This is a genomic window from Mesorhizobium hunchu, assembly GCF_040081975.1.
GTDB lineage: Bacteria > Pseudomonadota > Alphaproteobacteria > Rhizobiales > Rhizobiaceae > Mesorhizobium > Mesorhizobium hunchu.
In genome coordinates this window covers 18,225-42,006 of the sequence record NZ_JBEBMG010000006.1, presented here as the reverse complement: position 1 = coordinate 42,006, position 23,782 = coordinate 18,225, and the positions used below count along the sequence as shown (strand labels likewise).

Below are 23,782 nucleotides of genomic sequence, written 5' to 3'. Positions count from 1 at the left end.
CCGGCCCCCTGTGGGCATTCAGACCTGCTTCAACCCCGCCTGGAAGCGCTGGGCGTTCGCCACGTAGTGCGCCGCCGAAACTCGTAGCTTCGCGATCGACGCGTCATCCAGCACGCGCACCGCTTTGGCCGGCGCGCCGACGATCAGCGAGTTGTCGGGAAATTCCTTGCCCTCGGTGACGAGCGCCCCGGCCCCCACAAGCGAATTGCGGCCGATGCGCGCGCCGTTGAGCACGATCGCGCCCATGCCGATCAGGCTGTTGTCGCCGATGGTGCAGCCGTGCAGCATCGCCTTGTGGCCGATGGTGCAGCCGGCGCCGACCGTCAGCGGAAACCCCGGGTCGGTGTGCATGACGGTGTGTTCCTGCACGTTGGAATCCGCCCCGATCACGATGGGCTCGTTGTCGCCGCGGATGACGACGCCGAACCAGATGCCGACATTGGCGCCGACGCAGACGTCTCCGACCAGCACCGCGTCCGGCGCGATCCAGTTGCTGTCGCGCTCGGCAAAAGACGGCTCTCTTCCGTCCAGGGCGTAGATCGGCATGACTTCTCCTCGTTTGTTTCAGCGCGCAGCGATGGAGTCGACGCCCGGCAGCATACCCGTGACCGCGAACAACGCGGCCAGAACGAGCACGCCCAGCGCAAGGACCCATAGCATGGCGGTTCCCATGCACGACAGCAGGCCGAACAGGGAGAGACGCCGTTCACGCCATGCCGTCAATGCGTCATTGAGCAACATGAAAGGGCCGGCAAGAGCGGTCGCAGCCAATGACCGCAGGACATGATCCGGTGACACATAGGGCTTGATGAAGGCCAGGCGGCGGCCGCAGGTCAACTCCATCACCGTGCTGGCAAGGCCGCACGCGGTCAGGCCGGTCAGAAACGCAAAGGTCGTCGCGAGCAAAGACATCTTAACCCTCCGTTTACCATGAAACAGCAAAGTCGCGGCGAAGGGCAAGCCTGCAAGCTTCATGCCTGTGGAATTGTGCCGTACAGGGACAGGCCGGGTACCAAGATGACGACAGCCACATCCGAAAATCCGGAACTCAGGGTTGTCGATTCGTCGCTGATGATGAAGGTCTTCTATGCCTTCGCCCTGCTTGCGGCCGTGTCGGTCGCCATCAGCCTGACGGGCAAATGGATCGGGCATTCGATCGCCATGGCCGGCTATACAGACGATGCGACGCCGTATGAGATCGTGATCGGCAACAACGTCATCGTCGCGCCGGCCAACATGATCCGGTTCGAGCAGTCGCGCCGCGACGGCATCGCTTCGCGGCTCGACCTCTATCTGCGCTACCCGCAGATGGACGGCTACAGCCGGGACGCCCGCGACGATTTCAACGGGACCGACGGGCGCAGGACCGTCCTGTTCCTGTCCTTCGAACCTCAGACGATGTCGCGCGACATGAGCGGGCGCTTCGAGCCGATCTACAGCCAGTTGATCGAGAAGCAGGGGGCGCCCGGTCCGGCCGGCACGACCGTCTACAAGTTCATCCGCAAATCCGGATACCTGGACGAAACGCTTGTGGTGGGCGACAGGCCCGGCACGATGCCGTTCGTTGCCCGCTGCCTCACCGGCGAAGCGGCGGCCCAATCGCTTGCGCCATGCGAGCGCGATGTTCTGGTCGGCGACGAACTCAGCCTGACCTATCGTTTCCCGGAAGCCTTTCTGGCGAACTGGCAAGCGCTGGACAAGGCGGTGGCCGCCAAGGCCGAAAGCCTGTTGAAGACGACGCCCGGCGCGTCGAAATAGCCAAATCGCCCAACCGTCGCCTCCTTTTCAGGACAGGCGGAAGCGTCCGGTATCCACCGCGGCGCAAACCATGTCGAGCACCTGCGCGGGATCACCGTCAGCAGTGTTCAGGACATGTTTTTCGAGCGGACCGAGAAGCAAAAACTGCGCGTGCATGTCGGCAATCGTTTCCGGATCGGTCAGAGTGTCGCCGCCGCGCTCGCGGCAGCGCCCGATTGCGATATCGAGTTCGGGCCGCAGCACGATATAGTGCAAAGGCGCGGCGAGCAGCTTGAAGGCGTCCAAGAACCAGGGGCCGATTATCCCGTCGACGACGACCAGATAACCGCCGGAGGCGTAGCGCCCGGCGGCGCCGGCCAACACGTCGATCACAACCCGATTCTGCTCATGCGCCTCCGGCAGATAAGGCGCGACCGCGCCGTGACCGATAAAGTGCCAGAAATCGTCGGCGTGAAGATGAACCTTCGATGAGCCCGGAAGCGCCACAAGGCGGCGCGCCGTCGTGGTCTTGCCCGAGCCCGGCGGGCCGGTGAGGATCAGGATCTCGCCAGCGCGCACGGCCCGATCCTCGATCAATCCAGGTCGATGTCGAGGATCGCCATGGAGAAGTTGTAATCGCCTTCTTCCTCGTCCTTGTAGACGAGGCCGAGGAATTCGTCGCCAACATAGAGTTCGGCGGAATCTTCCTTGCGCGGACGCGCCTTCACCTCAAGCCGGGGATTCTGGAAGACGCGCTTGAAATAGGCGTCCAGCTTTCTGATTTCGTCTGGCTTCAACAGTCTTCTCCGCATCGATGGTTCGCACGTCCGGAAGGCGTGGCGATTGCCTGCGCGCTTCTGACATGGCGATAACGGCCATGTAAAGGCAGAGAGCCGCTACTGCGCCGACAACAAGGCGATACGCAGCCGGCGCTGCCGGAACGCATCATCCGGAAGTTCAGATATCGAACGAAATGACCTGGTCCATCGACTGAGACGGCAGAAGCTGGTCCATCTGGCGCGAAGGCTGGTCGCAGCCGCTTTCCCCGACGACCCGCGCCGGCACGCCGGCAACGGTCTTGTTGTGGGGGACGGGCGAGAGGACAACCGAGCCGGCCGCGATCTTCGAGCAATGGCCGACCTCGATATTGCCGAGGATCTTGGCCCCTGCCCCGATCAGCACGCCGCGGCGGATTTTGGGATGGCGGTCGCCGCCGGCCTTGCCGGTGCCGCCGAGCGTGACGCCGTGCAGGATCGACACGTCGTCTTCGATCACCGCCGTCTGCCCGACCACGAGGCCCGTGGCATGGTCGAGGAAGATGCCTTTGCCGATCCGCGCGGCCGGATTGATGTCGGTCTGGAAGATCGAGGACGAGCGGCTCTGCAGGTAGAGCGCGAAATCCTGCCGGCCCTGGTTCCACAGCCAATGCGCCAGCCGGTGGGTCTGGATGGCATGGAAGCCCTTGAAATAGAGCACGGGCATGATGAAGCGGTCGCAGGCCGGATCGCGGTCGTAATAGGCCTGGATATCGACGCGCACGGCCGACGACCATTCGGGGTCGTCCGCCAGCATCGCCTTGAAGGTCTGGCGGATGAGGTCGGAGCCGATGTCCTGATGCGCCAGCCGCTCCGCCAGCCGATGGATGACGGCGTCCTCCAGGCTCTCCTGGTTGAGGATGGTGGAATAGAGGAAGGCGGCCAGCAGCGGATCGCGGTTCACCGCGTCAAGCGCCTCATCGCGGATCGAGCGCCAGATCGGGTCGGCCTTCTGCAACACGCCCGGCCGGGCCATGCTGATCGTGTTCATGAACGTCTCCGCTCGCCGCTTGCCTTCTTGCGCCGCTGGTATAAGCCAGATCATGGCACCGGTGAATTCAAATTTCCTTAGTGCCTGTTCAATTGGGCCCGCATGACGGAAATTCAACCGGCCATGGAAAACGAAGCCTTGATCGCATCGATCGATGCAGGCGTCGCCACGTTGACGTTCAACCGGCCGCACAGGAAGAACGCCATCAGCCATGCCATGTGGCTGGGGATCACCACGCATTTGCGGGTATTTTGCGACGATGCGTCGGTCCGAGTCATCGTATTGCGCGGCGCAGGCAGCGACTTCTCGGCCGGTGCGGACATTTCGGAATTCGCGACGCTGCGCGACGGCGACGGCGCCCAGGCCTATGAAGCGGCCAATTCCGCCGCCTTCGCAGCCGTTCGCGATGCCCGCGTGCCGGTGATTGCGGCGGTCCGCGGGCTTTGCCTGGGCGGCGGTTTCGGGCTGGCGGCGGCGGCCGATCTCCGGCTGGCGAGCGATGACGCCAGTTTCGCCGTGCCGGCCGCGCGGCTCGGCCTCGCCTATCCGCAGGACGCCATGCAGGACATCGTGCGCGCGGCCGGGCCGCAGATGGCGCGCTATCTCGCTTTCAGCGCGGCGCGCATCGATGCGCACAAGGCGCTGGCGGCGGGCTTCCTGCTCGAAGTCGTGCCGGCGCTCGATCTCGACACGCGGGTGGCTGAACTTGCAGACATGGTCGCCACCAACGCGCCGCTTTCGGTTCGTGCCTCGAAGCTAGGCATTCGCGCCGTTCTGAGCGGCGACGGGCGCGACGTCGCGGCTGCGCGGGCGGCGGGCGCGCTGACCTTCGACAGCGCGGACTACACGGAGGGCCGCGCCGCCTTTCGTGAGAAACGCAAGCCGGCGTTCACCGGGCGATGACAGCGCCGTTGCTAGACAACGCACTGAAGAACAGGCTCGCCTCAGCCTACCGCGACGGCGCGCGCCACTACCATAATCTCGACCACGTCCACGCGCTGCTGGCGCTGGCGACGCAGCATCGCGCCCTGCTCTCCGATGTCGGAGCGGTCGAGGCGGCGATCTGGTTCCATGACGCCGTCTACGACAGCCGCGCCAAGGACAACGAGGCGCGGAGCGCCGCCCTCGCCCGCGCGTGCCTTGCCGGTCGCGCCGACACCGCCCGCATCGAACGGATCGCGGCGATGATCGAGGCGACTGCCGCGCATCAGGTTCCGCCGCTGGCGAATGCGGCAGACAATCGCGACGCCTCGCTGTTCCTCGACATGGACCTGTCGATCCTGGGAGCGGCGCCGGACGCGTTCGACGCCTACGAGCAGGCGGTTCGGCGCGAGTACGGCTGGGTAGACGAGGCCGACTGGCGCACCGGACGCGCGGCGGTGTTGCGCCATTTCCTCGATCGAAGGCACGTCTTCCACACGGACGAATTCCGCGAGTGCTACGAGGGGCAGGCGCGGCAGAACATGGCGCGGTCGCTCGAAGCCCTGAGCCGCTGACAGAAGATCAGTCCGGAAAACTTTCCATGCGCCGCTCGCGCAGTTGGAAGCCCGCGCGCCCATAGACCGACTGGGCCTTGGGATGATCGTTGGTGTCGGTGTGCAGCCAGACGCGTTCAGGATGCTGAGACCACACGGAGCGCAGCGAGCGGTCGAGCAGATAAGGCCCGAGCCGGCGTCCGTAGAACGCCTCGGTCAATCCGAAATAGGTCAGTTCCACCACGGCCTGGCCGACCTCGTTGAACTCGCACAGGCCGGCGGCCTGGCCGTCCACGCGCAGGATGTGCAGCCAGGTCGATGTCTGGTCGAGCAGCGCGGCAAGCTCGGCTTCGTGCATGCGCAGCCGCACGTCCCAATCCAGCGGACGGCCCACCGCCCGGTAGAGGTCGAGATAATCCTCGACGTCCAGATGCTCACGCGCCACGACGGCTCCGGCGACGGGCACGGCAAGGGGCTTGCCCGCCGGCGGCGCTTTCATGTCCAGGTAGGTAACCAGAAGCTCGGCCATGCGCGTCAGAGCGGATGGGCCGCATAGAATTCCAGAACGCGCTTCTTGAAAGTCCGGTCGCCGACCGAGAGCATGTGGTCGCGGCCGTCGATGGCGAAGGCGGTGGCGTTCGGCATAAGCGCCGCAAGGTCTTCGGCGGAGCCGGCTATGTCGTCCTTCGTGCCGACGGCGATCAGCGTCGGCTGGCCGATGCGCCCGACTTCCGCTTCGCTCAGCTCGTCCCGCGAGCCGACGATGCAGGCGGCCAAGGCGCGCCGGTCGCTGCGGGTCTGGTCCGCAAAGGCCCGGAAGGTGCGGCCGCGTGCGTGGTCGATGGCGGCGGGATCGGCGGCAAGCAAGGCATCCGCGATCGGATCCCAGTCGCCGACGCCGCTGACAAGGCCGATGCCGAGTCCGCCCAGCACGAGCGTCGCGACCTTGGCTGGATCGGAAAGTGCCATGAAAGCCGACACGCGCGCGCCCATCGAATAGCCCATCACATGGGCACGGCCGACTCCCAGATGGTCCAGCAGCGCGGAGGCGTCGGACGCCATCTTGTCCGGCGAATAGTCGGACGGTTCGTAGCTTTTCGTGGACGAGCCATGACCGCGGTTGTCGAGCGCGATGACACGGTAGCCGGCGTCGTTCAGCGTCTTGAACCAGCCGGGCGAGACCCAGTTGACGAAATGGCTGGACGCAAAACCGTGGATCAGGAGAACCGGATCGCCCGCACCGGAATCGGGTTGGCGGTCGAGAAAGGCGAGTTCGAAACCGTCGTGATTGAAAGACTGCATCGGCAGGTAATCGTCCTTCCGTTATTGCGGCACGCCGCCGTTCCCGACGCCTTCGTCCGGCGGATCACCGACAGCCGCGGGAGGACGGCTCGGCAAGGGCGCCGAGACGATGGCGGGATGCCTGACAAGATCGCCGTCGGCGATGCCATCCCTTGCCGCAACACCGGCATTGAGTTCAAGCACGAAGCGCACGGGCTCGCCCGGCGAGATCACAGCCTCGGAAAACGGTTCGCCGTGCTCGATTGCCTTGATGCGCCCGTCCTCGCCGATGAAGACCAGATCGAGCGGCAGGATGGTGTTCTTCATCCAGAAGCCGACCGGCTGCATCTGGTCGAAGACGAACAGCATGCCGTGGTCCTGCGCCATGTGCTCGCGGAACATGAGGCCGGCCGATCGCTCACCCGGCTTCACGGCGATCTCGACAGAAAAGCGCTTTTCGCCCTTTCCCGTCACCGCCACCAGCGGCGTCGGATCGACGGGCAATATCATGGCCTGGCCATCGGCCGAGGCCGTGCGAATGCCGAAATGGCCCATCACACCCATTGTCAAAGCGACAAGGACGCACCGCCCCACGACCTGCCAGTTTCCAGAAATCATCGACACCTCGCCTCATGGAGGTCGCGCAAATTCCCTGTTGCGGGAGATTCCTAGTGCGAGACCGGCAAGGTTCCCATATCGGGATGAATTTCGGCAGCCATAAGGCCTTTGTCGCCGCGCCCGAAGCGCACCAGCACCACCTGGCCGGGGCGTAGCTCCGTGACGCCATAACGGCGCAGGGTCTCCATATGGACAAAAATGTCCTCTGTGCCCTCGCCCCGGGTCAGGAAGCCGAAGCCCTTGGTGCGGTTGAACCACTTGACGAGCGCTCGCTCCAATCCGCTCTCGGGCGTCACCGCCACATGCGTGCGCTGCTCCTGCATCTCGGCAGGATGAACGGCGGTGGAGGTATCCATGGAGAGGACGCGGAACGCCTGAAGGCCGCGGTCGCCCTGCCTGGCGAGGCACATCACGCGCGCGCCTTCGAGCGCCGTCTGGAAGCCGTCGCGGCGCAGGCACGTCACATGGAGAAGAATGTCGCCATGACGGCCGTCATCGGGCAGGATGAACCCATAGCCCTTGGCCACGTCGAACCATTTGATAGCGCCGGCAACCTCGACCAGATCGGTGGCGTCACCCTCGTCACGCCCGACGGTTCCGATCGCGTCCTGCCCCATCGAAGAGGCCTTATCCCCCATCAGAGCGCCCTCTTTCTCGTCAACACGCCGCAAACTGATTCTTGACGTTAGATTAACACTTCCGATTCCGGGGTGTGCAAGACCTGCCGCGGGTTTTTTCACGGCTCATTGGACGATCGGCGAAATTGTCGGGCCGGGCGGCCAATAACCCCTAGCCCACGGTTGCTGCCGCCGGACGGTAAACCTATGTTCGCCGCACCAGCCAGGAGAGAAAACATGCGTTATCTGCACACCATGGTCCGCGTCACCGATATCGACCAGTCGCTCGACTTCTATTGCAACAAGCTCGGGTTGAAGGAGGTGCGGCGCTTCGAGAACGAGCAGGGCCGCTTCACGCTGATCTTCCTGGCCGCGCCCGAGGACGAGCACAGCGGCGTGACGGAGAAGGCGCCGCTGGTCGAACTGACCTACAACTGGGACCCCGAGGAGTACAAGGGCGGGCGCAATTTTGGCCATCTCGCCTATGAGGTGGACGACATCTACGCCACCTGCCAGCGCCTGATGGACAACGGCGTCACCATCAACCGGCCGCCGCGCGACGGCAACATGGCCTTCATCAAGTCGCCCGACGGCATCTCGATCGAACTGCTGCAGAAAGGCCCCGCGAAGGAAAAGGCCGAGCCTTGGGCCTCGATGGCGAATACCGGAAACTGGTAAAACGCCCGCCGCCGACCTACCTCCGGCCGAAGTGAACGCCCAGTCGGAGAATTCCATGCCCGCCAGCCACGCAGACGTCGCCACCGAACATGCCAGCCGCTACCTGCAGCAGTTATGCAAGCACTGGGCACACAGGTTTCCCGTCGCGTTCGATCCGGACCACGGCGAGATCGACCTGCCGGCCGGCCGCGCGGTGATGGACGCCGACGCTTCCGTCCTGCATATTGCGGTGACGACCCAGGACGCCGGCTCGCTGGAGCGTCTGGAGACGGTCGTCGCCGACCACATCAAGCGCTTCGCCTTTCGCGAGGCGCTTGATTTCGCCTGGAAGCGCGATCCGGCCGCCTGAAGCGGCGCATCACCCTTTGGCGCTTTCCATCATCTCCAGCAGCGCGAGTACCGTGCGCCAGTTGCGCGAGGTGCACGGCACTTTCAGCGTCCGCGGGATGAGGCCGGCGAATTCGGATCTGCCAATGCCGTCCGGCGCCTTCAGATAGAAGGCGTCGCCGCGCACCGTGAACTCCTCCGGTCCCTTGCATTTGTCGGAGAGCCGTTTTGTCTCTTCGTCGGTCGGCTCGCGCTCGAGCACGAACAGGTGAAGCTTCTTCGGCTCTTCCGCCAGGTCCGCATAGGGGTTGGCATCGACCATGCCGCGCAGCCAGGCCGCGTCACGTACCATGATGCGTGAGTGAAAACCCCATCTGGCCTCGAAGGCATCTTCGATGGTCTTCGCCAGCGTATCGGTTTCGCCCTTGGCGGAGCGGAAGACGACGTTTCCGCTCTGCACGTAGCTTCCGACACCCGTAAAGCCGAAACCTTCGAAGAAGGCCCTCAGCTCCACCATCTTGACGATGCGGTTGCCGCCGACATTGATGCCGGAGAACAGTGCGAAGAAGGTTTTCGGCGCGGACGTCATACGATAAAGTTCGCCAGCGTCTCGTTATCGGTGATGTCCTGATACTGGACGCCGTGCGCTTCGAAACCGGCGGTTAGCCGGTCGAAATTGCGCCGTTCCTTCGTCTCGATGCCGATCAGAACCGATCCGAAATTGCGCGCCGACTTCTTGAGATACTCGAAGCGGGCAATGTCGTCGTCCGGCCCCAGCATCTCGAGGAAATCGCGCAGCGCGCCGGGCCGCTGGGGAAAGCGGATGATGAAATATTTCTTCAGCCCCTCGAAGCGCAGCGCTCTCTCCTTCACGTCCGGCAGGCGCTCGAAATCGAAATTGCCGCCCGAAACGACGCAGACCACGGTCCTGCCCCTGATCTCCTTCTTCGGGAAATCCTTGAGCGCGTCGATCGCCAGCGCGCCGGCGGGCTCCAGCACCACGCCCTCGACGTTCAGCATCTCGATCATGGTGGCGCAGAGCCGGTTTTCCGGGACCAGCCGCACCGATTCGGCGGGAAAATCCTTGAGGTAGCGGAACGGTTCGCGGCCGATCTCGGCCACCGCCGCGCCATCGACGAAATTGTCCACCCCGGCAAGTTTCACGCGCCGGCCGGCAGCAAGGCTCTCCTTCAGGCTCGGCGCGCCGCCCGGTTCGCAGAAGAAGAAGCGCGTTCCGGCGTCGCCGGCGGACAGATAGCGGGTCACGCCGGCCGCCAATCCGCCGCCGCCCACCGGCAGCATGACGATGTCGGGTTGGCTTCCGTCCGGCATCTGCCCGGCGATTTCCAGGGCGACCGTCGCCTGGCCTTCGATGATGTCCTTGTGATCGAAGGGCGGCACCATCTCTCCGCCACTTTCGGCAGCGAAGTCGATCGCGGCGCGATAGCATTCGTCGAAGAAGTCCCCCACCAGCCTGATCTCGACGAACTCGCCGCCGAACAGGCGCGTCTTGTCGATTTTCTGCTGCGGCGTCGTCACCGGCATGAAGACGACGCCTTTCCTGCCGAAATGCCGGCACACATAGGCGAAGCCCTGCGCATGATTGCCGGCGGAGGCGCAGACGAAAAGTTCCGCCGGCTTGCCTGTAGCGAGCGCCTTGCGGAAGAAATTGAAGGCGCCGCGGATCTTGTAGGAACGGACCGGCGTCAGGTCCTCGCGTTTCAGGAGAACGCGTGCGCCGAACTTGCGCGACAGATAGGGGTTTTCCTGAAGCGGCGTTTCGGGGAAAAGCTCGCGCACCGCCGCTGCGGCACCGGCGACCCGGTCGGCGAATGTGGTCATGGCGGCGTGTCCCCTGCTGCGAAGTCCGCCCGTTCCTGACGCCATTTCGACTTTCGCGCAACAGTCATGGCACAAGCGGCGCGCCGCCCTCCGCATTCTCCCGGCCCGGACTTACTTTGGCCGCACTTGCCCTGTCGGGAGAGTTTTCGATGACAAATGGCAAAGGCCCGCCTTCGGATCGGTGTCCGAGGGCCTGTTCGGTTGAGCTTCCCGCGTGCGTGCAAAGACTTTCCTTGTTCTGGTGATGGCACTGGTGCTGGCCGGCTGCGGCGGCCGCCAGACCGAGGAACTGCTCGGCAGCGCCGTGGTCACGGCCTCGATCGATCAGATTTCTGGCAACCACGCCATTTTCGTCGCCACCACGCGCAAGCGCGCCGGCAGCCTGAACAAGGTGTTCGACGGCGAGCGCTCGGCGACGCTGAGCTACGCGCGCGTCAACGTCACCGTTCCCAAAGCCCACCAGACGGGACAGATCGAACGCAAGAGCCGCGGCGCCTCAGACGACCCTTCCAAATATTTCATGGCGTCGGAGGTGGTCGGGCTCGACAGCGCGCAGAAATTCCAGGCGACCATCAACAAGGATCTCGCCGCGCGCGGTGGCCGCGCGCTGGTGTTCGTGCACGGCTACAACACCGGCTTCGACGACGCCGTCTACCGGCTGACGCAGATCGTGCACGATTCCGGTTATCCGGGCACGCCGGTGCTGTTCTCCTGGGCGTCGGGCGCCAGCACCACCAGCTACGTCTACGACAAGGAAAGCGCCGCCGCGGCGCGCGACCAGCTCGAAGCGACGCTCAAGCTGCTGGCACAGTCGGGCGCGCGGCGCATCGATATCGTGGCGCATTCGATGGGAACGTGGGTGACGATGGAAGCGCTGCGCCAGCTCGCCATCGAAGGCAACCGCGACCTCAACGGCAAGCTCGGCGATGTGGTGCTCGCTTCGCCCGATATCGACGTGGACGTGTTCAAGAGCCAGATGAGCCGCTACGGCAAGCCGGACAAGCCGTTCATCGTGCTGCTTTCCGACGACGACAGGGCGCTGCGGATTTCAGGGCTGCTCGCCGGCTCGCAGCCGCGCGTCGGTGACTACCAGAATGCCGCCAAGGACCTGTCCACCTATGGCGTCACCGTGGTCGATCTCTCCAGCGCCAAGGCGTCGGACAGCTTCAACCACACCAAATTCGCCGACAATCCCGAACTCGTCAAACTGCTCGGAAAGCGGCTGCGCGAAGACGACGGCTACGCCTCCGACCGCGACGTGACCGACCGCATCAACATGATCAACCAGCAGATCAAGGCCGGGCTGCTGTAGGCGGCTGCGCGGCAATCGGTCGAATGGAAATGCTGGACCCCGCGCCCTTGCCGCTTTAAGCGGGAGGGGCGTAGTCCGAGGCCGGTGTCAACAATGGCGTCCATCTCCCGCATTCTGGCTTTCGTCGCCGTCGCGCTCATGGTCGCGAGTTGCGGCACCTCGCCAAGCCACGACCTCTTGAACAAGGTCGCCATCGATGCGCCGGCATCCGCGATCGCCGCAACGCACGAGATATTCGTCGCCACCACGCGGCAACGGGCGGACAAGGACCCGCGTCAGGTATTCGACGGCGACCGCTCGCTCGATACCGCCTTCGCGCGCGTGGACATGACGGTTCCGGCCATTCACAAGGTCGGCAACATCGAGCGCGCCAAGGGCCGCGCGCCGAGCGATCCGGCCAAGGATTTTTCGGCAAGGCGCGTCACCTTCTATCGCGACGCCGGCGTCTTCGAGAAAGCGATCAGCGCCAACATCTCCAAGCGCGGCGACAGGGTGCTCGTCTTCGTGCACGGTTTCAACAACGGCTTCGACGACGGCGTCTACCGGGTGACGCAGATCGCCCACGACACCAAATATCCGGGTACGCCGGTGCTGTTCTCCTGGGCCTCGGCCGGCAAGATAACGGGCTATGTCTACGACAAGGAAAGCGCCAACGCCGCCCGCGACGATCTGGAAGCGACGCTCAAGATGCTGGCGCACACGAAAGCCAGGAGCATCGACATCATCGCCCATTCGATGGGCACATGGGTGACAATGGAGGCCCTGCGCCAACTCGCCATCGAGAACAACCGCGACCTCAACGGCAAACTCGGCTACGTCATCCTCGCCTCGCCGGACATCGACGTGGACGTGTTCAAGAAGCAGATGATCCGCTACGGCAAGCCCGACAGGCCGTTCACGGTTCTCCTATCCGGCGACGACCGGGCGCTGCAACTGTCCTCGATCATCTCGGGCTCGAAGCCGCGCGTCGGCGACTACGGCGATGCAGCCGACCTCGCCAAATACGGCGTCGTCGTCGCGGACCTGACCGCCGCGAAGGGCAGCGACAGGCTGAACCACGCCAAGTTCGCGGACAATCCCTTCCTGGTGCAACTGATCGGCGAACGGCTGGCGGTGCCGGCTGGCCTCGCCTCCGCGCCGATCGACGCCGAGCCGATCGACACGCTCGGAAAAGGCATCGGCCAGACAGTGGGGTCGGCGGCCGAGATCGTCATCACAACGCCGTTCAAGGTGCTGAGGGTCGTGACGGGCGGGGAGTGAAAAGTCGTCTTCAGTTCGTCATCCCGGAATTCGCTTTCGAGCAAAGCGAGAAAGGATATCCGGGATCCGTACCGGAATATCACCAGGATCACGGAGTGGATCCCGGCTCGCGGTCGCTTCGCTCCCTTGGCCGGGATGAAGCGGCCCTCTACACGAAGACTTCCACCCGCTCGAACGTTCGCACGTCCACCAGGCCGACATCCGAAATCCGGAGCTCGGGAATCACCACCAGCGCCAGCAGCGAATGCTGCATGTAGGCGTTGTTGAGCGTGCAGCCCATCCGGCGCATGGCCTCGACCAGCCGGCCGGCCTTTTCGGCGACGACCTCGGCGCGCTCGTCCGACATCAGGCCGGCGACCGGCATCTCGACCAAGGCCAGTTCCCGGCCCTTCGAGAACAGCACCACGCCGCCGCCGGTCTCGGCGAGGCGATTGGCGGCCAGCGCCATATCCTGCTTGTTCGTGCCGACGACGATGATGTGATGGCTGTCATGTGCGACCGACGAGGCGATGGCGCAGTCCTCTTGATAGCCGAAGCCGGAGACGAAGGCATTGGTGACGCCGCCGGTGCCGCGATGCCGCTCGACCAGCGCGATCTGACAGACATCGTTGGCGCGATCCATCGCCACCAGCCCGTCCTCGACCGGAAGATCGGCCTCCAATGCCCTGGTCGGCGCCTGGTTCTCGATCACGCCGATGACGCGCACGCGGACCTCGTTGGCGCCGGAAGGCGCTTCGATATCAAAATCCTGCGCCGAAAGCCTCTTGCCGAGATTCACCGTATTCTTCGCTTCCGGCGGGTACGGATAGGCCGGAATGTCGATAGCCAGCCGCCCCTTCTCGGCCAACAGCCGGCCGCGCGCGTAGACGGCGTCGATCGTCATTCCCGGCAGGTCGGAGACGATCAGGAAATCCGCCTGCCTGCCCGGCGCGATCGAGCCGATCTCGCGTTCCAGCCTGAAATGCTGGGCGGTGTTGAGCGTCGCCATCTGGATCGCGGTCACCGGCTTCAGCCCTTGAGCGATCGCATGACGCACCACACGGTCCATATGCCCTTCGTTGACGAGCGTGCCCGAATGACTGTCGTCGGTGCACAGGATGAAGTTGCGCGGATCGACGCCGCTTTCGGTGACGGCCTTGACCTGCTCGGCGACATCGTACCAGGCCGAGCCCAGCCGCAGCATCGCCTTCATGCCCTGGCGCACGCGCGCGATGGCGTCCCCGGCGCGGGTTCCCTCGTGGTCGTCCTCCGGCCCGCCGGCGACGTAGCCGTGGAACGGCAGGCCGAGATCGGGCGAGGCGTAGTGGCCACCGACGGTCCGGCCGGCGCGCATGGTCGCTGCGATCTCGCCCGCCATCACCGGATCGTTGGCGGCGACGCCGGGGAAATTCATCACCTCCCCCAGGCCGACGATGTTCTCCCACGTCATCGCCTCTTCGACGTCGGCGACGGTGAGCTGCGCGCCCGCGTTCTCCAGTCCCGGCGCGGAGGGCACGCAGGACGGCATCTGCACATGCACGTTGACGGGCATGGCGAGCGCTTCGTCATGCATCAGGCGAACGCCCGGAAGCCCCAGCACATTGGCGATCTCGTGCGGATCGATGAACATGGAGGTCGTGCCGTGCGGAATGACGGCGCGGCAGAACTCTGTCACCGTCACCATGCCGCTCTCGACATGCATATGCGCGTCGCACAGGCCGGGCACGAGATAGCGCCCGCCGGCATCGATCACCTCGGTCCCCTCGCCGACGGCATGCGAAGCGTCCGGACCGCAATAGGCGAAACGCCCGCCGACGACGGCGATGTCGGTGCCTTCGACGATCTCGCCCGAATGGACATTGACCCAGCGGCCGTTGCGCACCACGAGATCGGCCGGCCTGCGGCCGGTCGCGACATCCACCAGTTCCGTCGCCATCTCGGACCACGGCCTCGGTTTGGGTGCGGGACGTTGCGGCATCGTACAGACTCCAGTTTCGCGGACTGTGCCAAGGAAGCAGCCCTTTGACCAGTTGGCGCGATACCGCTGCCCGACGTCGACCGCAATCCTTGTGGCAGGCCATATCGCCGGCTTGCAAAACGCGGACCGGCGTGATGCTCTACCGAAATGCTTCGATTAGCCTTGGCCCTGCTTCTCGGTCTCGCCGTCACCGGCTGCGCGGCGGACAAGCGCTTCACGCTGAAGCCGCCGTCACACATACCCAAATGGGCCGACCAGTCGCCGCCGGGTCTGTGACGTCAACCTTAACGCATAAGGTTAAGCACCTGTTTACGTCGCGCTCCCTCGCCTCAAGCGCTATGCAGGCTGCGGGGGCGCGGAGCATTTGCCGGCGCAGGACATCGGGTTCAGAGGGGGATGCCCCGCCCGCAGTTTCGCGCTCCCGCCTGCGAACAACAGCAAGCCCAGGCGAGCCACACTGTCCGGCGAGCGCGTATGATCGGGGGAGCGATTCCCGCCCGCCGACCCTTGCGTCTTGACGCGTGAGACGCGACGGCTGAAAAGGCTGACAACGCGGACGTGGTGGAATTGGTAGACACAAGGGACTTAAAATCCCTCGGGCTTGCCCGTGCGGGTTCGATCCCCGCCGTCCGCACCATCGCACCCTTTCGTCATCACGATCCGCTGGCCTGCCGAAAAGGCGCGCTGGCCGTACTGGCATAGCGGGAAATCCGTCGCTACATAACCGCGACCGATCCCATCCGGAGCCTTCCATGACAGCCGCGCTTTTCCAGCCCATCACCCTCGACGGCCTGACGTTTCCGAACCGCCTCGCGGTCGCGCCGATGTGCCAGTATTCGGCCGACGACGGTTCGGCAACCGACTGGCATCTGCAGCAATGGATGAGCTACGCGATGTCGGGCGCCGGCATCGTGACGGTCGAGATGACCGACGTGGAGCGGCACGGCCGCATCAGCCACGGCTGCCTCGGCCTCTATTCCGATCATAACGAAGCCGCGGCCAAGCGCGCGCTAGACGCGGCGCGGCGCGTTGCGCCAGCCGGCACGAAATTCGGCACCCAGCTTGCCCATGCCGGCCGCAAGGCGTCGTGCCAGCGCCCCTGGGAAGGCGGCGGACCGCTCAAGGCGGACCAGGATCCGTGGCAGACGGTGTCGGCCTCCGCCATTCCCTATGACGAGGGATGGCACACGCCGCGCGCGCTGGAGGAGGACGAAATCCACCGCCTGATCGACCGTTTCGCAGAGGCGGCGCGGCGGGCGGAGCGCGCCGGCTTCGATTTCATCGAACTGCACGCCGCGCACGGCTACCTGATCTTCCAGTTCCTGTCGCCGCTGTCCAACCGACGCACCGACCGCTGGGGCGGCAGCCTGGAAAACCGCATGCGTTTCGCCGTCGAGATCGCCCGCGCCGTGAAGAAAGCCGTGCCCGGCCTGATGCTGGGCGCCCGGCTCTCGGTCAAGGAATGGGTGGATGGCGGCTTCGACGTCGACGAGGCGGTCGAGGTCGCGAAGGCGCTGAAAAAGGAAGGCGTCGCCTATATCTGCGCCTCTTCGGGCGGCAATTCGCCCCACCAGAAGCTGCCGTCCGGTCCCGGCTACCAGGTCGATCTGGCCGAAGCGATCCGTAAGGGCGCGGACATCCCTACCCGCGCGGTCGGGCTGATCACCGAGCCGCAGCAGGCCGAAGCCGTGCTCGCCGAAGGCCGCGCCGACATGGTGGCGCTGGCCCGTGCCTTCCTGGCCGATCCGCGCTGGGGCTGGCGCGCGGCGGCGGCGCTCGGCGCACCGATTCATGCCGCGCCGCAGTTGGCGCGCTCCGTCACCACGATGGAGCACTGGGAAAAAGCCGCCGGGTAGACTCTGCCTGCTTTGGCACTCACGGCATGGAGAGCGCTGCAACCATTCCGGCCGTCTCGCGTTTGGCGGCCATGATGGATACCAAAGTTTTCGAGGCGCCGGTCGTGGTCGAGCTCGGCCATGTCGGCAAATTCCGTTCGATCGCCAGCGCGCAGGAGGCTGCCGAATGTCTGATGACGGTGTGGCCGCTCAATCGCGGGCCGCGACACCACCTCGCGGTTGAAACCTGCCTCGAAGTGCTGGAAGGTAGCGGCTCGACGGTCGACGCGCGCCACGCCCTCGTCGAGGCGGCGCGCGAATCCGACGTGCTTGTCAGCGACGACAGGCTTCACTGAACAGTTCGAACCGCACTGGAGATATCGATGGCGACGCTGACCTACAATATCGTCGAGCATGACGGAGGCTGGGCCTACAAGGTCGGAGGGACCTTTTCCGAAACGTTTTCGACACACGCAGAAGCGTTGCGCGCCGCGCAGATCGCTTCGTCCGAACAGCAGGTCGCAGGGGCGACCGACGGCATCCAGTACGAGGATGCACAGGGCAAGTGGCACCAGGAACTCGCCGACGGCCGTGACCGGCCGCAGACGGAGATTTCCGACGACGCCAAGGATTGAGTCGCGCCGGCGACCTGAAGCGGGAATCGCGAAGGGGAGCGGCCGTGCCGCTCCCCTTCGATCGTTTATAGCGCCTGCGTCCGAGGCGCTTGCGGTCAGCCGTGCAGCTTCGCGGCGATCTCGGCCACGCGCTTGCCCTGGAACTTCGCGCCTTCCAGTTCCTGCGCCGAAGGCTGGCGCGAGCCGTCGCCGTCCGACGTCGTGGTCATGCCGTAGGGCGCGCCACCGCGCACCACGTCGTTGCCCATCTGGCCCTGATAGGCATAGGACAGCGGAACGATGATCATGCCGTGGTGCTGCAGCGATGCCTGCGTCGAGATCAGCGCCAGTTCGGCGCCGCCGTGCTGGGTCGCGGTCGAGACCATGACCGAGCCCACCTTGTTCAGCAGGGCGCCCTTCGCCCACAGCGGGCCAGTCTGGTCGAGGAAATTCTTCATCTGCGATGCAATCGCGCCATAACGGGTGGCCGCGCCGATGATGATGGCGTCGTAGTTCTCCAGTTCCGCCGGCGTGGCGATCTCGGCTTCCTGATCGAGCTTGTAATGCGACGCCTTGGCGACCGCTTCCGGCACGAGTTCCGGAACCCGCTTGATGACCACGTCGGCGCCAGCCTCGCGCGCGCCTTCCGCGGCCGCCTTGGCCATCTGCTCCATGTGACCGAAGCTCGAATAATAGAGAACAAGCACTTTCGCCATTGCCGTCATCCTTGCTGCAAATCCATCGACGCCGTCTTGCGTCGCCCGCTCTATGTAACCGGCAGATCGTTCAATGGAAGACGATGATGTGAGCACGGATTGTTCACGATTCGACATCGTGCGACGGGCGTCTGCCTGCCGCCTGCGCAACCCGCTCTCCGGCGAAGGCGCGCTTTGCGACACGCCGGATGAAGGCGACGACACGCTGCGGCTCGACGAAGTGCGGCATGTGGCCCATGCCCTCGACCACCTCGAAATCAAGGTTTTCGATCCGTCCAGCCATCGGCGCGCCATGCTCGGCGAAGCCAACGATAGGATCGGCCGTGCCGAACATCAGGGCGGCCGGCATGTCGATCTCGCCATAGCGTGCCTCGATGCGCCCAAGGTCGAGCGGAATGGCGGTGAAGTCGGTGGCGCTCGCGTAAAAGTGAGAGGGCCGCAACCCCAGCCAGCCGCCGCCTTCGGTCGGATAATCCGCCGGCGGCTTTTGCGGGTTGAACAGATAGGCGAGCGTCGCCTCGGCATATTGGTAGGAGCGCGGCACTGCGATCGTGTTGGCGACGACCCATCTCGCCAGCCTGAAAGGAATGTAGAGAGGCCTGAATTCAGGCCGCAGTTCCGTCTCCAGATGAGTGAGCGGCGACAGCAGCGCGATGCCCGAGATCGCGTCCGGGTGTTCGACGGCCAATGCGAGCGCGATCGCGCCGCCGAGCGAGTGACCGACGATCAGCGGTTTCTCCAGGCCAAGTTCCTCGATGAAGCGGCGAATGACAGCAGCCTGTTCCGACAGGGCGCCGGTTGCGCCGCGCGCTCGGGTGGAATAGCCGGACCCCGGCCGGTCCAACGCGATCAGCCGATAGCCGGGGCCGAAGCGATCGAAGATCGGGCCGGTGAAATGATGAAGCTGCGCGCCGAGCCCATGCACGAAGACGATCGGCCTGCCCTCGCCTTGATCGACATATCGGATTTTGTTGCCGTCCACCTCGACGAAACGGCCCGTCGGCGGGCACTTTCTTTCCGCCTCGGCGGCGAGCCTGCGCGTGGCCAGCACAAGGCGGGCGACGATCACGATCGCGCCAACCAGAAGCGCAGCCACCACCCAGGCAATGATCGAAACCAAAGCGTGCTCCCAAACATTCGCCGCAGCTTAACCGGCATTGCCGTCGAGACAACGCCGGACAGCACCCGACCATCGTTCCGGCGTTGCCCCGGTCACGTCCGCGCGGTATTGACGGCGATACCTCCCGGAGTTCTCCCCATGCCTGACATCATCACCGCCGCCATGTTGGTCATCGGCGACGAAATCCTTTCCGGCCGTACCAAGGACAAGAATATCGGCCATCTGGCCGACATCATGACCGCCATCGGCATCGACCTGAAGGAGGTCCGCATCGTTCCCGACGAAGAGGACGAGATCGTCGCGGCGCTCAACGCCGTGCGTGCCCGCTATACCTATGTCTTCACCACCGGCGGCATCGGCCCCACGCACGACGACATCACCGCCGATTCGGTCGCCAAAGCCTTCGGCGTTCCGTGCGAATACGACGCCAAGGCCTACGCCATGCTGGAGGAAAGCTACGCCAAGCGCGGCATCGAGTTCACCGAGGCGCGCAAGCGCATGGCGCGCATGCCGCGCGGCGCCGATCATATCGACAACCCGGTCTCCATCGCGCCGGGCTTCCGCATGGGCAATGTACACGTCATGGCCGGCGTCCCGTCGATCTTCCAGGCCATGCTCGACAACGTCGTGCCCACCTTGAAGACCGGAACGAAGATGCTGTCGGCATCGGTCGAATGCCCGCTCGGCGAAGGTGTCATCGGCGGGCCGCTGGCCGAAATCCAGAAGCGGCACCCGGACACCATCATCGGCTCCTATCCCAAGTATGGCGACGGAAAATTCTGGACCGAGCTCGTCGTGCGCGCGCGCTCCGCCGAGGTGCTGGAAGCAGCCCGCGCCGAGGTCGAGGCAATGGTCGCCGAACTCGCAAAGGCCGGTTGAGCGGGAACTGCGACACCGGAAAAGACGTTTCCGGGCGGCGGTCCGTGCTATGATGCCGGGATGCGATCAATGAGGGAGAGAGCCATGCCGATCAAGACCATCGTCGCCATCCTTCAGAACGAACGCGACGCGGCGCGCGTGCTGGATTGCTCGCTGCCGCTGGCCCGGCAGTTCGAAGCGCATCTGATCGGTGTGCACGCGGAAGCGATGCCGGTGCCCTACACCTCCGCCAGCGGCTTTCCGGACACCGAATTCCTGCAGGTTTCGGCCGACCTCAACAAGGAGCGGGCCGGCAAGCTGAAGGCCGAGTTCACGCAGCGGACCGAAGGATCGGGCCTGTCGCTGGAATGGCGCAGCCTCGAGACATTCTCCGGCGACAGCGCGATCTCCGCCCTGTCGAGCGTGCGCGCAGCCGATCTCGTCGTCGCCGGCCAGGGCGAGGAAGGCGGCGATTCCACCGCCGATATCGGTGCGCTGGTCTATGACGCCGGGCGGCCGGTTCTCGTCGTGCCCCATTCAGGGCCGATGGTGACGAGCTTCAACCGCATCCTCATCGCCTGGAACGGCAGCCGCGAGGCTGCGAGGGCCGCCTTCGACGCCCTGCCCTTCATCGTCCAGGCCGAGTTGACCGAAATCCTCATCATCGATCCGCCGGAAGACCTGGACGGCAGCGTCGACGCCGGCAGCGAGATCGCGGCCAGCCTGTCGCGCCACGGGGCCAATGTCTCGGTGGCGGCCGTGAAATCGGGCGGCGCCTCCATGGAGGACGTGATCCAGGACCATCTGAGCGCGACCGGCGCGGACCTTCTGGTGCTCGGCGCCTACAGCCACTCCTGGCTTCGCCGCCTGATCTTCGGCGGCGTCACCCGCTCGGTGCTGCGTGCCGGTGCGGTGGCGGCGTTCCTGTCGCGCTAGCCGCACCAGGATCGGGAGGCGCATCCAGCTCGCATCTCTGGCTTGGCGCGTGCCGGCAACTGGTCTCTTGCGCAGCGCCGTCGGCATATCTACTTTCGCTCCGTTCTCAGGGCGGGGTGAAATTCCCCACCGGCGGTATGCAGGCAGGTCCTGCGAGCCCGCGAGCGCCTTCCCGATGACGAAACAGGCTCGGGAAGGGTCAGCAGATCAGGTGCGATGCCTGGGCCGACGGTTACAGTCCGGATGAAAGAGAACGCGCGGGTTTTCTTGGCGCCGCAAGGTGCATGGTCCCTGCTCGTTATCGCCTTGGGTGACGTGTCTGTTACGAGAAAGGTGATACCGATGACACACACCCGCTACGCCTTCATCAAAGCCGGCTGGCATGCCGATATCGTCGACCGGGCGCTCGACGGCTTCCTCGAACTCATTCCCCGCGAGCAGGTTGATGTCTTCGACGTACCGGGGGCCTTCGAAATGCCGCTGCTGGCGCGCGATCTCGCAGCTTCGGGCCGCTACGCGGCAGTCGCGGCAGCCGCCTTCGTGGTAGACGGCGGCATTTATCGACACGATTTCGTGGCGCAGGCGGTGGTCGACGGCCTGATGCGTGCCGGCATGGACAGCGGCGTGCCGGTTCTGTCGGTGTCGCTGACGCCGCACCACTACCAGGAGACCGAGCACCATACGCGCATTTTCCGTGAGCATTTCGTCCAAAAGGGGCGCGAGGCGGCACTGGCCGCGCTGACGATCGGCAGGACGCGCGCCATGCTGGCAGCGGCGTAACGGCGAACACGCCTAGATTTCTCTCCGTCCCGGCCTTGCGCCGTGGCGGAGAGAAAAATCCGTCACCGTGTGGAAATACCGTTCGCTGTCGGCACGCCACCTTGCCAAACACGGCCGTTTCCGGCTAATTCCGCGCGCATTCCAATCGAGAGTGCGCGGCTGGCGCGCCTGCGGAGTGCGTCGATGTCCCTTCCCGAAAAGGCTTTTCCAGTTTCCTGGGACCAGTTCCACCGCGATGCGCGCGCGCTGGCGTGGCGGCTCTCGGGCGTCAACGGGCCGTGGCGGGCGATTGTGTGCATCACGCGGGGCGGGCTGGTGCCGGCCGCCATCATCTCGCGCGAGCTTGGGATCCGAGTGATCGAGACGGTCTCGGTGGCCTCCTATCACGACTATACCAGTCAGGGGCAGATGCAGGTGCTGAAGGAGATTTCCCCTGCCCTGCTCACCGACGAAGGCGCCGGCATCTTGATCGTCGACGACCTGACCGACACCGGGAAAACCGCCGGCGTGGTGCGCGCCATGCTGCCGAAGGCACATTTCGCCACTGTCTATGCAAAGCCGAAAGGCTGGCCGCTGGTCGACACCTTCGTGACCGAGGTGAGCCAGGACACCTGGATCTATTTTCCCTGGGACATGGGTTTCACCTATCAGAAGCCGATCGCCGACGACCACGCCGGATAGAACCGTGCAGGCGGTGCCGCCGCCCATGTGAAGCTGTCACACGAATCACATAGCCTGTCTGGATGGCGGGTCGGCTTTCCCCATGCGCTTCGATCATCGCGCATGGGCTTTTCGCACCCCTTGCGGCGGCGGAAACGCACCTTGCCTTCGATTCTGGCGGGATATGCGCGAATTTTTACTTTTTTTGCGCATAATTGGCCGTAGGATTCGTAAGACGGCAAACGAATCGAGGGCTTGTCGTGCTGAGCGGGCCAAGGACGAACGATCAACTGGCGGAAAGGGTGCGCAGGCTGTTCGGCGCCGTTCCCTGCCGGCTGCAAGTCGCCGCCCTGCCCTGGCGCATCGGCGAATCGGGGCTTGAGATCATGCTCATTACCAGCCGCGAAACCCGCCGCTGGGTACTTCCGAAAGGCTGGCCCGAAGCCCGCGAACCGCTCAGCGAGGCCGCGGCGCGCGAGGCCGGCGAAGAGGCCGGACTTTCCGGGACGATCTCCCATGTCGAGGTCGGCCGCTATTTTTACGCCAAGTCCCTCGCCGACGGGCAGGACGTGCCTTGCGAGGTTCTCGTCTATCCGCTGCGGGTCATCGATGTGGCGGACAAGTGGAAGGAGCGCCGCGAACGCGAGCGGCGATGGTTCTCGGGCGCCGAGGCCGCACGTCAGGTCGCGGAGCCGGATCTGGGCGAGATCATCGCCGCCTTTTCGGCCGATCCCGAGCTTTATACCGCCTGACGCCCCCAGGTCGGAGCGGCTTCCTGCCGACGCCCCCTCATCAAAAAGTCGCGCTGCCGGGAACGGCAGGGCCAGGCAGATCGTTTCATTGTCCAACCGTCACGAGAGGACATCATGAAAAGCCTGATTTTTGCAGTTGCCCTGGCTATCGGCGCTTCCGCGCCGTTTGCCGCTTCCGCGGACGAGATCATCATCCGCAAGCATGACGTGTATTCCCACTCCAGCAGCGTTTCGGACAGAGACGGTCATTGGCGCCACCGCGACCGGGACAGGCGCCATGCCCGCGAGTGGCGTCATCACAAGCACCACCGCCAGATCTGCGAGACCAAACGCGTGACGCATTGGCGACACCACCGGCGGGTGGTCGAGAGAATCACTGTCTGCAGCTGAGTCCAGCCGCACCGCGATTCAAGACCCGACCGGCGCCCACCGGTCGGGTCTTTTGCGACTGACAGGACCGTTGCCGGATGCCGCTCCCGTTTTCTTGACGATGCGCAATTCCGTCTGGCGAAAAGCCGTCGACACAGGGCGCTCGTCCACGCCGCTTTTTCCCCCGTTATCCACACACACAACACACAAGATGTTGGGGTCACAAAAACGA

At 64.8% G+C, this 23,782-nt stretch carries 30 protein-coding genes, 1 tRNA gene and 1 riboswitch; of the genes, 17 read left to right on the top strand and 14 right to left on the bottom strand.

The window, feature by feature from the left end; all coding sequences use genetic code 11:
• Positions 1-18: 18 nt before the first annotated feature.
• Both ABMA46_RS12315 and ABMA46_RS12310 read right to left on the bottom strand, forming a co-directional pair.
• A complete protein-coding gene (locus ABMA46_RS12315; protein ID WP_348999715.1) occupies positions 19-546 on the bottom strand; it encodes a gamma carbonic anhydrase family protein in 528 nt (175 codons plus the stop codon).
• Between the two features lie 18 nt (positions 547-564).
• On the bottom strand, positions 565-912 hold the full coding sequence (locus ABMA46_RS12310) for a DUF6949 family protein (RefSeq protein ID WP_348999714.1): 348 nt from the start codon (positions 910-912) through the stop codon (positions 565-567).
• Positions 913-1,017: 105 nt separating this feature from the next.
• On the opposite strand from ABMA46_RS12310, the gene ABMA46_RS12305 reads away from it, so the two are divergent.
• Positions 1,018-1,758: a hypothetical protein gene (locus ABMA46_RS12305; protein WP_348999712.1), complete on the top strand. Its 741-nt coding sequence runs from the start codon at positions 1,018-1,020 to the stop codon at positions 1,756-1,758.
• 27 nt (positions 1,759-1,785) lie between these two features.
• Here ABMA46_RS12305 and ABMA46_RS12300 read toward each other — a convergent pair whose 3' ends face one another.
• From ABMA46_RS12300 to cysE, 3 genes are all read right to left on the bottom strand, one after another.
• Entirely contained in the window at positions 1,786-2,316 is a 531-nt protein-coding gene (locus ABMA46_RS12300; RefSeq protein WP_348999710.1) for an ATP-binding protein, read from the bottom strand.
• A gap of 14 nt (positions 2,317-2,330) precedes the next feature.
• The gene (locus tag ABMA46_RS12295) at positions 2,331-2,534 is read right to left on the bottom strand and encodes a DUF3126 family protein (RefSeq protein WP_348999708.1); all 204 of its coding nucleotides are present in this window, start codon (positions 2,532-2,534) and stop codon (positions 2,331-2,333) included.
• A 160-nt stretch (positions 2,535-2,694) separates the two neighbouring features.
• Positions 2,695-3,543 carry a serine O-acetyltransferase gene (gene cysE, locus ABMA46_RS12290; protein WP_348999706.1) on the bottom strand — a complete coding sequence of 283 codons (849 nt, stop codon included), beginning with the start codon at positions 3,541-3,543 and terminating at the stop codon, positions 2,695-2,697.
• 123 nt (positions 3,544-3,666) lie between these two features.
• Between cysE and ABMA46_RS12285 the strand changes: the two genes are divergently transcribed.
• A complete protein-coding gene (locus ABMA46_RS12285) occupies positions 3,667-4,446 on the top strand; it encodes an enoyl-CoA hydratase-related protein (protein ID WP_348999704.1) in 780 nt (259 codons plus the stop codon).
• Positions 4,443-5,039: an HD domain-containing protein gene (locus ABMA46_RS12280; protein ID WP_348999703.1), complete on the top strand. Its 597-nt coding sequence runs from the start codon at positions 4,443-4,445 to the stop codon at positions 5,037-5,039. The genes ABMA46_RS12285 and ABMA46_RS12280 overlap by 4 nt, the downstream gene beginning before the upstream one ends.
• 7 nt (positions 5,040-5,046) lie before the next feature.
• Here the strand turns inward: ABMA46_RS12280 and ABMA46_RS12275 are convergent, their stop codons facing one another.
• Genes ABMA46_RS12275 through ABMA46_RS12260 form a run of 4 tightly spaced genes read right to left on the bottom strand, consistent with a single transcriptional unit; the run spans position 5,047 to position 7,534 of the window.
• A complete protein-coding gene (locus ABMA46_RS12275; protein ID WP_348999702.1) occupies positions 5,047-5,547 on the bottom strand; it encodes a GNAT family N-acetyltransferase in 501 nt (166 codons plus the stop codon).
• A 5-nt stretch (positions 5,548-5,552) separates the two neighbouring features.
• A complete protein-coding gene (locus ABMA46_RS12270) occupies positions 5,553-6,320 on the bottom strand; it encodes an alpha/beta fold hydrolase (protein ID WP_348999700.1) in 768 nt (255 codons plus the stop codon).
• Between the two features lie 21 nt (positions 6,321-6,341).
• A complete protein-coding gene (locus tag ABMA46_RS12265; RefSeq protein ID WP_425475734.1) occupies positions 6,342-6,917 on the bottom strand; it encodes a DUF192 domain-containing protein in 576 nt (191 codons plus the stop codon).
• A gap of 50 nt (positions 6,918-6,967) precedes the next feature.
• Positions 6,968-7,534: a cold-shock protein gene (locus tag ABMA46_RS12260; protein ID WP_349000127.1), complete on the bottom strand. Its 567-nt coding sequence runs from the start codon at positions 7,532-7,534 to the stop codon at positions 6,968-6,970.
• A gap of 237 nt (positions 7,535-7,771) precedes the next feature.
• On the opposite strand from ABMA46_RS12260, the gene gloA reads away from it, so the two are divergent.
• On the top strand, positions 7,772-8,212 hold the full coding sequence (gene gloA / locus ABMA46_RS12255) for a lactoylglutathione lyase (protein WP_348999698.1): 441 nt from the start codon (positions 7,772-7,774) through the stop codon (positions 8,210-8,212).
• A 55-nt stretch (positions 8,213-8,267) separates the two neighbouring features.
• On the top strand, positions 8,268-8,561 hold the full coding sequence (locus ABMA46_RS12250; RefSeq protein WP_348999696.1) for a DUF2218 domain-containing protein: 294 nt from the start codon (positions 8,268-8,270) through the stop codon (positions 8,559-8,561).
• A gap of 9 nt (positions 8,562-8,570) precedes the next feature.
• Here the strand turns inward: ABMA46_RS12250 and ABMA46_RS12245 are convergent, their stop codons facing one another.
• Both ABMA46_RS12245 and ilvA read right to left on the bottom strand, forming a co-directional pair.
• Positions 8,571-9,128 carry a DUF1697 domain-containing protein gene (locus ABMA46_RS12245; RefSeq protein ID WP_348999694.1) on the bottom strand — a complete coding sequence of 186 codons (558 nt, stop codon included), beginning with the start codon at positions 9,126-9,128 and terminating at the stop codon, positions 8,571-8,573.
• Entirely contained in the window at positions 9,125-10,381 is a 1,257-nt protein-coding gene (gene ilvA / locus ABMA46_RS12240; protein WP_348999692.1) for a threonine ammonia-lyase IlvA, read from the bottom strand. Before ilvA ends, ABMA46_RS12245 begins: the two co-directional genes overlap by 4 nt.
• Positions 10,382-10,625: 244 nt before the next feature.
• Here ilvA and ABMA46_RS12235 point away from each other — a divergent pair, with 244 nt between their 5' ends.
• Together ABMA46_RS12235 and ABMA46_RS12230 are read left to right on the top strand one after the other, a co-directional pair.
• Entirely contained in the window at positions 10,626-11,693 is a 1,068-nt protein-coding gene (locus tag ABMA46_RS12235; protein WP_349000125.1) for an alpha/beta hydrolase, read from the top strand.
• Positions 11,694-11,786: 93 nt separating this feature from the next.
• Entirely contained in the window at positions 11,787-12,953 is a 1,167-nt protein-coding gene (locus ABMA46_RS12230; RefSeq protein ID WP_348999691.1) for an alpha/beta hydrolase, read from the top strand.
• Between the two features lie 148 nt (positions 12,954-13,101).
• On the opposite strand, the gene ade is transcribed toward ABMA46_RS12230, so the two are convergent.
• Positions 13,102-14,910 (bottom strand): adenine deaminase, encoded by a 1,809-nt coding sequence (ade, locus tag ABMA46_RS12225; protein ID WP_348999689.1) that lies wholly within the window; start codon positions 14,908-14,910, stop codon positions 13,102-13,104.
• A gap of 552 nt (positions 14,911-15,462) precedes the next feature.
• Here ade and ABMA46_RS12220 point away from each other — a divergent pair.
• The 4 genes from ABMA46_RS12220 (at position 15,463) to ABMA46_RS12205 (ending at position 17,380) form a co-directional block, all read left to right on the top strand.
• A tRNA-Leu gene (locus ABMA46_RS12220) sits at positions 15,463-15,547 on the top strand.
• A gap of 115 nt (positions 15,548-15,662) precedes the next feature.
• Entirely contained in the window at positions 15,663-16,766 is a 1,104-nt protein-coding gene (locus tag ABMA46_RS12215; RefSeq protein ID WP_348999687.1) for an NADH:flavin oxidoreductase/NADH oxidase, read from the top strand.
• Between the two features lie 74 nt (positions 16,767-16,840).
• Complete coding sequence (locus tag ABMA46_RS12210; protein WP_348999686.1) at positions 16,841-17,101, top strand: DUF982 domain-containing protein; 261 nt, start codon at positions 16,841-16,843, stop codon at positions 17,099-17,101.
• A 27-nt stretch (positions 17,102-17,128) separates the two neighbouring features.
• The gene (locus tag ABMA46_RS12205; protein WP_348999684.1) at positions 17,129-17,380 is read left to right on the top strand and encodes a DUF2188 domain-containing protein; all 252 of its coding nucleotides are present in this window, start codon (positions 17,129-17,131) and stop codon (positions 17,378-17,380) included.
• Positions 17,381-17,475: 95 nt separating this feature from the next.
• Here the strand turns inward: ABMA46_RS12205 and wrbA are convergent, their stop codons facing one another.
• Together wrbA and ABMA46_RS12195 are read right to left on the bottom strand one after the other, a co-directional pair.
• Entirely contained in the window at positions 17,476-18,075 is a 600-nt protein-coding gene (gene wrbA, locus ABMA46_RS12200; protein ID WP_348999682.1) for an NAD(P)H:quinone oxidoreductase type IV, read from the bottom strand.
• A 103-nt stretch (positions 18,076-18,178) separates the two neighbouring features.
• A complete protein-coding gene (locus ABMA46_RS12195) occupies positions 18,179-19,195 on the bottom strand; it encodes an alpha/beta fold hydrolase (RefSeq protein ID WP_348999680.1) in 1,017 nt (338 codons plus the stop codon).
• A gap of 138 nt (positions 19,196-19,333) precedes the next feature.
• On the opposite strand from ABMA46_RS12195, the gene ABMA46_RS12190 reads away from it, so the two are divergent.
• From ABMA46_RS12190 to ABMA46_RS12165, 6 genes are all read left to right on the top strand, one after another.
• Positions 19,334-20,074, top strand: a complete 741-nt coding sequence (locus ABMA46_RS12190) for a competence/damage-inducible protein A (protein ID WP_348999678.1) — start codon at positions 19,334-19,336, stop codon at positions 20,072-20,074.
• Between the two features lie 84 nt (positions 20,075-20,158).
• Complete coding sequence (locus ABMA46_RS12185; protein WP_348999677.1) at positions 20,159-20,989, top strand: universal stress protein; 831 nt, start codon at positions 20,159-20,161, stop codon at positions 20,987-20,989.
• Positions 20,990-21,087: 98 nt separating this feature from the next.
• Positions 21,088-21,248, top strand: a riboswitch (FMN riboswitch).
• An 83-nt stretch (positions 21,249-21,331) separates the two neighbouring features.
• Entirely contained in the window at positions 21,332-21,769 is a 438-nt protein-coding gene (locus ABMA46_RS12180; protein WP_348999675.1) for a 6,7-dimethyl-8-ribityllumazine synthase, read from the top strand.
• Between the two features lie 183 nt (positions 21,770-21,952).
• Positions 21,953-22,450, top strand: coding sequence for a xanthine phosphoribosyltransferase (gene gpt / locus ABMA46_RS12175; protein ID WP_348999673.1), 498 nt, complete (start codon positions 21,953-21,955; stop codon positions 22,448-22,450).
• A gap of 239 nt (positions 22,451-22,689) precedes the next feature.
• Positions 22,690-23,181 (top strand): NUDIX hydrolase, encoded by a 492-nt coding sequence (locus tag ABMA46_RS12170; RefSeq protein WP_348999671.1) that lies wholly within the window; start codon positions 22,690-22,692, stop codon positions 23,179-23,181.
• A gap of 114 nt (positions 23,182-23,295) precedes the next feature.
• The gene (locus ABMA46_RS12165; protein WP_348999669.1) at positions 23,296-23,571 is read left to right on the top strand and encodes a hypothetical protein; all 276 of its coding nucleotides are present in this window, start codon (positions 23,296-23,298) and stop codon (positions 23,569-23,571) included.
• The last annotated feature ends 211 nt before the right edge of the window (positions 23,572-23,782 follow it).